Source organism: Thauera butanivorans NBRC 103042 (assembly GCF_001591165.1).
Taxonomy (GTDB): Bacteria; Pseudomonadota; Gammaproteobacteria; order Burkholderiales; family Rhodocyclaceae; genus Thauera; species Thauera butanivorans.
This window is the reverse complement of the sequence record NZ_BCUG01000100.1, coordinates 1-7,393: the sequence shown is the minus strand read 5'-3', so window position 1 is coordinate 7,393 and position 7,393 is coordinate 1. Positions and strand designations below refer to the sequence as shown.

Below are 7,393 nucleotides of genomic sequence, written 5' to 3'. Positions count from 1 at the left end.
TATAGCGACATTGATCCCACTGAGGATCAGAGCAAAAAGTGCAATGCAATATGTTGAAAAAACTCTCATCAGCCCCTCGAAAGCCTACTGTCCAGTCCCCAATCTGTGCAGTGTGGATTGTTCAATGCGTCATGGGTCGCCGTTCAAGTGTTTTGGGTGCGAAGCCGGCGCACTTCGTCTTCGGTCAGGGTTACCGCTTCGGCGATGGTGGCATCGTCGAGCTGCGTCATGCGCAACAGGTTCAGGGCCATCTCGACCCGGGCTTCCTGCCGCCCTCTGCGCTTGGCCGCCTGCAAAGCGCTGCGCTCATCGCGTTCCGCACGTTCGAGTACGAAGGCGCGGCGAGCTTCCCCATCTTCATACCACGGCGGCAACGCGTTCATGGCCGCCCCTCAAGCCTGCTCGCGCAGCCGGCGCACTTCGTCTTCGGTCAGCCCGGAAAACTCCGCGATGGTGGCATCGTCGAAACGGTTCGCGGCGATCATTTTCAGCGCCGTTTCGATGTAAGCCTCCTTCTTGGCCGCCTGCAACGCGCTGCGCTCCTCGATGCGTGCGCTTTCGAGGATGAAGGCCCGATGAGCCTTCTCGTCATCTTCATTCCAGAATTGAGCGGCCAAGGTTCCGCCTCACGCCTGCTCGCGCAACCGCCGTACTTCGTCTTCGCTCAAGGCCGTAGCTTTGGCAATGGTGGCATCGTCGAGTTGAGTCATGTGCAGCAGGTTCAGCGCCATTTCGACGTTAGCCTCTCTCCGCCCTTCCTGCCGCCCTTCCTGCTTGGCCGCCTGCAATGCGCTGCGCTCATCGCGGAGCGCGCGTTCGCGCACGAAGGCCGCACGGCGGCTTTCTTCGTCGCCGGACAGGCGCTGGAGTTCGGCCAGGGCCTGCTTGACCGGCTCATGCGTGATCGTGGCCATGATGTCTTCCTTGTTCCAGTGGGTGAAAAAGCCTACCCAGTCATCGAATGCACTGCGCGGCCCGGCTTGGCCAGCACGCAGCTTCTCTGCCTTGGACAACTCTACCATGTAGAGTTGCAGGGCGTAGGTCAGTACCACATCGCGCTCTTCGTCGTCGCGCATGGCGAAGCACCAGCGCGCCTTGGGCAGATCGGACCACTCGAAATCCAGCAGGTGGATGCCGATCACCGGTGTCAATTCCTCGTAGTTCTCCCCTCGCTTGAGCTGGTCGCCGAAGGTGCGCGCAAGGTAGTAGAGCGCCCGTGCCGACCAGAACTCCTGCGCCCGCACCTGCATCTCGACCTCGAAGGTCAGGCCATCCGGATCCCGCGCGAGCACGTCGAGCACGATGAACTTGCCGGCCAGGTCCTCCGGAGTGATGCCAGGGTTGATCACCTCCACCACGTCGATGGGCGGCGCATCGGCGCGCACGGCATTGATGAGATCGGCGAGCAGCCGCGGCGTGCGCGCGAACAACATCTTGAAGACGGCGTCGTTCTTGGGGTCGAGCAGGGTCTGCAGGTCGGCGGACATGGGCGGTCGGCGGGATGGGTATCCCGTCATTCTATCAGGCCGGTTTCGGCCGGCCGGCGCTGTCGCACAGCCCGATCTGCACGGCGCAATTTTGAGCCCGCTGATTTCATTGGGAAAACCGGGCTCATGTCGCATGCCCATCGACGGGCAGGCCTCCCCACGACTATCCCATTCGACATGGCGCAATTTTCAGCTCTGCTTTCATATCAAAGAGTTAGAAGGCGATAAGTGCGGCCCAAGCAGTAGAGACAGCGAAGCGGTAACACGGCGCAATTTTACGGAGTGTTTTTTAATCAATGGCTTATATCGGGGAGAGCAGGGAGCTACCCCCTTGTTTGCTCGCAACAGCCAAACCACAGGAGGACAGGAAGATGAATGAACCAGCCAACGAACCGACGGTATTCAAGCCGCACCTGGTGTTGCACGAAGGGCAGGCGATGACCACCTCGATGGCGGTGGCCGAGCACTTTGGAAAGCTCCACAAGGACGTACTTAAAGCGCTTAAAAATCTGGAGTGCTCAGATGATTTTACAGAGCGCAATTTTGCGCTCTGCTTTAAAACCAATGAGTTAGCGAACGGAAGATCCATTCCCTACTACCGCATGACCCGCGACGGCTTCGCCTTCCTGGCCATGGGTTTCACCGGCAAGAAGGCGGCGGCCTGGAAGGAAGCCTACATCTCGGCCTTCAACCGCATGGAGCAGGCGCAGCTTGCCCGCCTGCGCAAGGAGAACGGTGATCGTGACGAGCTGGTCGGCTACATCCTCGACCTGATCGAGCGTGTGAAGGAACTCGAAGGCGAGGAACGCTCGCTGCGCGCCGAGCGCCACGAATTGAGCCTGGAGCTGGACATGGTCAGGCGCCGCATCACCGGGCCGGAGGAGCTGGGCGTGATGATGATCCTGTGCGACATGCGCACGCCGGACGCGCAGTTGCTCGCCTTCCTGTCACGCAAGGTCTTCGAGATGGACGAGTACCGCCAGGAGCCCGTGCAGGCCAGTGCAAAGCAGCTCGCGGCCGCCATCGGCTGGAGTTCGTCACAGCAGGTGCGAAAGGCGCTCCAGCGGCTCGAGGAGAAGGGGCTGCTCGCCATCCAGCGCCAGAAGCGGGGGCGCACGCCTTCGTATGCGGTGCGTGCCAGGGCGATCGAGGCGATGCTGAAGGCCCACCGTGAAGGAGAGCACGGCTGGCTCAACGAGCAGGCGCTCGTGCCGGACGCCGAATCGCCGATCGCGGAAGTGATCCGCAAGATCGTCGGTATGCCTCAAGGCCAGCACGATGACCCGACCGAACAGCGCATCACGAACCGTAATCTGCTGCCGAGCCGCTTCAAGGGGATCCGGCGGCGTTGACCCGCAGATCACAGTTCTTCGGAGATCACCATGCGTCAGATGATGGATCGATTGCTCGCCCGACTCGGGCTCGTTCGTGTTTCCACGCTTCGCGACCAACTCAATTACGCCCGCTCGATCGGAAAGCGCCTGGACGAGCATCGTGAGCTCGTCGAGTCGCTGACAGCGTGCGCGCCGATGTTCCTCAAGGAGCGATGGTGGCATGTCGGACATATGGAGATTCAGGATGATTACCTGATGCGCCTCTACCACTTGGTGTATGGCTGCTGGCCGGAAACCGGAGGCCGGCAATCCAACGGCGAATTCGTCCGATCGAGGCCGGCGGTTTTCGGGCCATGCGCCCTGCCGGAGTACAACAAGGACCGTCCCAACTCAGAGTGCTGAAGACCATGAGGAACCGACACAACGGGCGTGATGCCGGTAAACCGAAGCGTCACGCCGGCAGCAGGAAGCCGATGCCGCCAGGCCGCAGTTCCGAACCCGCGGCGCCGACGCTGCAACTGCATGTCGCCAATCGTGCCTTGGCAGGTTGGTGGCTGCTTGCCGCCATCGGACTCTTCACGCTGGTCTTCCCCGGCTACTGGGTGGCCTGGTTAGCCGGCGCCAGCGCCTCGGCCGAGGTCTTCGCGATGATTCGCGCTGCAGGCGGCACGGCCGTGCTGCTTGGCGTGGGGAGGGCGCTATACGTCCGCTACGCGGCGGTCTACACCGTCACCCCCGATGCGGTGTCAGCCCGCTTGGGCGTATTTGCCCACAACACCAACTACGTCCGGAAAAACCACATCCGCACCATCGAGGTCCGCCAGTCGGCACTGGGGCGACTGCTCGGCTTCGGCGACATCGCCTTCGCATCCGCCGGCACAAACTACCCGGAGGTGGTGTTCGCGCGGGTGAGCGGACCGGTGGGGCTGAAGCAGAGGATTACGGGGGCGATTTATGGGACGGAGCGGGGACGGGAGCAGGAATCATGAGGGCGACGCACAGATACCGTTGGGCGGTCTGGACAGACGGGCAGGAGCCGCGCATCGCATCGAGCCGTCGCCAAGCCAAACGCATCGCCCGCAAGGCGAGGGCAAAGGCCTGGCTCTGCAGGCACTACCCAGGCGAGGAAAATCCAGGGCTCTCCATCACAGATTTCGTCGTATGGGTGCTGGGGCGGCAAGGGCGGTGGTTCCGCTGCCTTTGGCTGTGCGGCGACGTGCCACAGGGCTCAGTGATCTTCGGAAAGCGGCTGGCGGATTCCGCTCATGAGCGGACCCGTTATGGCCGGAGCCTGCGCAACGATGGCGTGTGGAAGCTCGGTGGCCAGGCGCAGATCAGTGCGGCTGGCGTGTATCCGGCCTGCTTTCGGGAGATCACGCTCGACGGCGACGAGGCGATGGTTTGTGCTGGTCTGCATTGTGTGGCTGATTTCCGGACGCTACGGGATGCGCACCGGGCCTATGGGGAGGGCTATCTGCCCGAGTGCTGCTATGGCACGATCGACGATAGAGTCTTGCGGGTCTGGGTGGACGACGAGGTTCAGGTGTGCCCCTGATCGGCGTCATCCGGCGCATCCTCAGTCAAGGAGTTTTCCGGCACAACAGCGATGTAGTGCGGGCTTTCGATGTTAAAGCGCGCGATCGTTCGACCAGGTTTGCCTGGATCGACAGGTGGAGCCGGGGCGTACAGATAGCACCAAGCCACCGCCTTTTCGTCGACGAGCTGCGCGAGAACATCGGCTAGCTCAGCATCGTTGTCCCGAAGCCATTTTTTCGATAGGACGATCTGGGGCTCGGCTGTGCGCTCTTCTTTCTTCCCGGACAGGGCGATTTTCGCTCGAAGTTTGATCATGAAGACATTGTCGAGCGCGACGATGCCGCACCGGCCAAAATAGATGCGCTCTTTCTGATATTTGGGGTGGTACGCGAAAAACGGGAGGCAGAGTGTGTAGAACGTTCCCCGCGCGATATCACCGATGAACAGGGGTGCGGCCTTGCGTTGGGCGTCGGTGAACCTCAAGTGATTCATTGCCACAACCGCGAGAAACCGGGACGTTTCCGGGCGACGGGGCTGAGCGCGGCCTTCCCCTGCCGAAATTGCCGGTGTGGTGCCAGGGGCGAGACCCTTGGATAGCACCGGCGGCTCGATGCCCTTCGATTTTCCCGTCTTGGCGTGAATCACGAATTTCATGCCGCACTCGGCCGCTGCTGCGCTGGTGCGCGTATTGTGATATCCGGCCTGCTTCTCAGCGCTGGCGTCCGGAGAGACAGGCGCTTCGCCGATCCAGGTACATCCTGCAACGTGGGCATGATGCGGATTTTCGCGGAAGTACGGAGAAACCTTCTTATCTTCCAGCGCATCATCCCGGTGGTAGTTCGCACCTACGATGGCAGCCTTCGAAACCGCTCGGCATCGCGGATCCCCACACTGGAACGTCAGCTTGAGGCGCGGTTCATCCTGCGCGAAATAAAGCGTGCGTGCTTCCAGTATCGTTATATTACGTCCGGCTTCGACACAAAACGCTTCCCCTTTGGACATCGTATGAGCCTGTACAAACCAGGTTACGCGATCGCGACAGACAGGTGGCCGACCCGCTCCGATGCGGGTTTCACGACGATCTCGATGTCGTACCCGAGACGGTTGAGGCAGTCCATGAGCTTGCGCTCGGACAGATTGGTGAAATCGCCACGCATCATGCCCGATACCTTCGGCTGCGAGATGCCCATGCGCTTGGCTGCTTCCTGCTGGGTCAGCCCGAGGGCACGCATGGCTTTCCGGATCTCGACCACCAGGTCGGTCTTGATCTTGAGTTTCTCGGCGTCAGGCAACGCCAAATCGGCAAAAACATTGCCCGAGCTGCGTTGAACCTCGATGCCGTCAATGACCCTTCTTTGCATTTCGTAGCTCCTGCACAAAAGCCTCGGCAACCTTCAACCGAGCGCGAATGATGTCCATGTCCCCCTTCGGCGTCGCGATTCCGCTCTTACTCTTCTTCTGGAAGCAATGTAAGACAAAGACGGCTTCCGCGAATTTCACCGTGTAGACCCCACGGTAGGTGCCGCCGGCATCGTCCTCGACCACTTCCAGTACGCCGGCACCACCGAAGCCCTTGTGCACCTTCGCTGCATCGTCCTGGTCGCCCATCTGTGCCAACGACAATGCATAGCCGAAGCGCCGGCGTATATCTGGCGGCAGTGCCATCAGATCCTTGTAGCTGCTCCCGATCCACTCGAGGGGGCGTTCCTTGTCAGTCATATAGCCAAATTATACCTTTTCAGGTAAATCTGCAACGGTAGTTCACAGCGACGATCTATCGGACCAGGCCGGACGGTGAGTAACGAAGGGCACGAGGCGGCCTCGAGGGCAGGGTGGCGCTACTCTGCTGCAGGGGGCCACTGGCGGGCGGTATGAACCAGCGTCAGCACCCACACGGTTCATACACTAGGCGGTAGCTGCCATGCGGATACAGCTCGCGGGAGCCCGGAATCTGCCCTGTGCGGCCGAGCTTGGGGAAGGTTTTGAGCCTGCCGGCCGCCTCGCTGAAGAGCTCATCCATCTTGAGCGCCGCGAGCGGGTTTTCGATGGCGATGTACTCGACGATCTCATCACGATCCTGCCGTGCCGCGGCAGTCCATCGGACTTTCACAGGCCAGCCTTACCGGCCTGAGTCAGCAGCTTCTCCCTACGCACGGCCGCGGCGGCTTCCACCTCTTCATTGGAAAAGTGCTGGCCGGTATCCTTCTGCCGGCGAGCGATGTCGACCTTGTGCCGCAAGAATTCGTCGTATCCGCGCGTCTGGCGCCGTTCGTCGATGTAGCGACGCATCAGTTCGCGCACGACCTGGGAGGCAGATCGATCCTCACCTGCGGCTTCGGCCATGAACTCGTCGCGGAGTTCTGGTTCCAGCTTCATTGTGAAAACGGCTTGCTTGGGCATGATTCACCTCGTTACCTGCTACGGTACTAACGAAGTATATACGCTATGCGCAGTTGGCCATACCGGGCTACGCATCGGCCTGTACCAGACTCAAGCTGACCATGGAGAAAGCGCCGACCAGAAGTGCTGTCGCCAGCACCTCGGCCGAGGTCTTCGCGATGATCCGCGCTGCAGGCGGGCTCGCGTTCCTGGTAGGAGCGGGCAGAGAGCGATATACCCGCTACGCGGCAGTCTATACGGTCACGCCCGATGCGGTATCGGCCCGCCTCGGCCTCATCGCTCTTAACACCAATTACGTGCGCAAGACCCCGGCGGCTGTATTGGATTGTGTAATCCAATACAGCCACTCTATGATGTCATCGTCTATTCGTTTTGGAGAGTTCGATGCCAACCTTGAACCCGCGAAACATCTCGATCGAGGCAGAACCTCGGAAGATCGCGGAGGATGCCGTTCAGCCGCCTTTGCGCATTGGCTTTGAGCTGGCTGAGTTCTGGAAGAAGCACGGTACCGATGAGGACGTGGTGGTCACGCGCTCGGATGAGCCTGTCAAGAAGGTGAGTTTCGAGTGATCATCCCGGACACTGGCGCGGACACTGGCGCCACTTGGAATACTTTCCGCCAGGACACGCTCCAAG

Annotated in this window: 13 protein-coding genes; 5 read left to right on the top strand and 8 right to left on the bottom strand. The window is 60.8% G+C overall.

Going from position 1 to position 7,393, the window contains the following annotated elements; genetic code table 11:
* Nucleotides 1-143 precede the first annotated feature (143 nt).
* Genes TBU01S_RS22185 through TBU01S_RS22175 form a run of 3 tightly spaced genes read right to left on the bottom strand, consistent with a single transcriptional unit; the run spans nt 144 to nt 1,487 of the window.
* A complete protein-coding gene (locus TBU01S_RS22185; RefSeq protein WP_068639663.1) occupies nt 144-383 on the bottom strand; it encodes a hypothetical protein in 240 nt (79 codons plus the stop codon).
* A 9-nt stretch (nt 384-392) separates the two neighbouring features.
* Nucleotides 393-617 (bottom strand): hypothetical protein, encoded by a 225-nt coding sequence (locus TBU01S_RS22180; RefSeq protein WP_068639662.1) that lies wholly within the window; start codon nt 615-617, stop codon nt 393-395.
* A 9-nt stretch (nt 618-626) separates the two neighbouring features.
* A complete protein-coding gene (locus tag TBU01S_RS22175) occupies nt 627-1,487 on the bottom strand; it encodes an Rpn family recombination-promoting nuclease/putative transposase (protein ID WP_068639661.1) in 861 nt (286 codons plus the stop codon).
* Between the two features lie 335 nt (nt 1,488-1,822).
* Here TBU01S_RS22175 and TBU01S_RS22170 point away from each other — a divergent pair, with 335 nt between their 5' ends.
* The 4 genes from TBU01S_RS22170 to TBU01S_RS22155 are packed head-to-tail and all read left to right on the top strand — an operon-like array spanning nt 1,823 to nt 4,376.
* Nucleotides 1,823-2,839: a Rha family transcriptional regulator gene (locus tag TBU01S_RS22170; protein WP_217999683.1), complete on the top strand. Its 1,017-nt coding sequence runs from the start codon at nt 1,823-1,825 to the stop codon at nt 2,837-2,839.
* Nucleotides 2,840-2,869: 30 nt separating this feature from the next.
* A complete protein-coding gene (locus TBU01S_RS22165) occupies nt 2,870-3,223 on the top strand; it encodes a hypothetical protein (protein WP_068639659.1) in 354 nt (117 codons plus the stop codon).
* Entirely contained in the window at nt 3,217-3,810 is a 594-nt protein-coding gene (locus TBU01S_RS22160; protein ID WP_157659254.1) for a PH domain-containing protein, read from the top strand. Before TBU01S_RS22165 ends, TBU01S_RS22160 begins: the two co-directional genes overlap by 7 nt.
* Nucleotides 3,807-4,376 (top strand): hypothetical protein, encoded by a 570-nt coding sequence (locus TBU01S_RS22155; protein ID WP_068639657.1) that lies wholly within the window; start codon nt 3,807-3,809, stop codon nt 4,374-4,376. Before TBU01S_RS22160 ends, TBU01S_RS22155 begins: the two co-directional genes overlap by 4 nt.
* Here the strand turns inward: TBU01S_RS22155 and TBU01S_RS24220 are convergent.
* The 5 genes from TBU01S_RS24220 to TBU01S_RS22130 form a co-directional block, all read right to left on the bottom strand.
* Nucleotides 4,361-5,359 carry a hypothetical protein gene (locus TBU01S_RS24220; RefSeq protein WP_157659253.1) on the bottom strand — a complete coding sequence of 333 codons (999 nt, stop codon included), beginning with the start codon at nt 5,357-5,359 and terminating at the stop codon, nt 4,361-4,363. The two genes, TBU01S_RS22155 and TBU01S_RS24220, sit on opposite strands and share 16 nt — an antisense overlap.
* 23 nt (nt 5,360-5,382) lie before the next feature.
* Entirely contained in the window at nt 5,383-5,718 is a 336-nt protein-coding gene (locus TBU01S_RS22145; protein WP_068639655.1) for a helix-turn-helix domain-containing protein, read from the bottom strand.
* Nucleotides 5,699-6,076, bottom strand: coding sequence for a type II toxin-antitoxin system RelE/ParE family toxin (locus TBU01S_RS22140; RefSeq protein WP_068639654.1), 378 nt, complete (start codon nt 6,074-6,076; stop codon nt 5,699-5,701). Before TBU01S_RS22140 ends, TBU01S_RS22145 begins: the two co-directional genes overlap by 20 nt.
* Nucleotides 6,077-6,239: 163 nt before the next feature.
* Entirely contained in the window at nt 6,240-6,467 is a 228-nt protein-coding gene (locus TBU01S_RS22135) for a type II toxin-antitoxin system RelE/ParE family toxin (protein ID WP_245651019.1), read from the bottom strand.
* A complete protein-coding gene (locus TBU01S_RS22130) occupies nt 6,464-6,757 on the bottom strand; it encodes a CopG family ribbon-helix-helix protein (RefSeq protein ID WP_068639653.1) in 294 nt (97 codons plus the stop codon). The genes TBU01S_RS22135 and TBU01S_RS22130 overlap by 4 nt, the downstream gene beginning before the upstream one ends.
* A 384-nt stretch (nt 6,758-7,141) precedes the next feature.
* On the opposite strand from TBU01S_RS22130, the gene TBU01S_RS22125 reads away from it, so the two are divergent.
* Nucleotides 7,142-7,327, top strand: coding sequence for a hypothetical protein (locus TBU01S_RS22125; protein ID WP_068639652.1), 186 nt, complete (start codon nt 7,142-7,144; stop codon nt 7,325-7,327).
* The last annotated feature ends 66 nt before the right edge of the window (nt 7,328-7,393 follow it).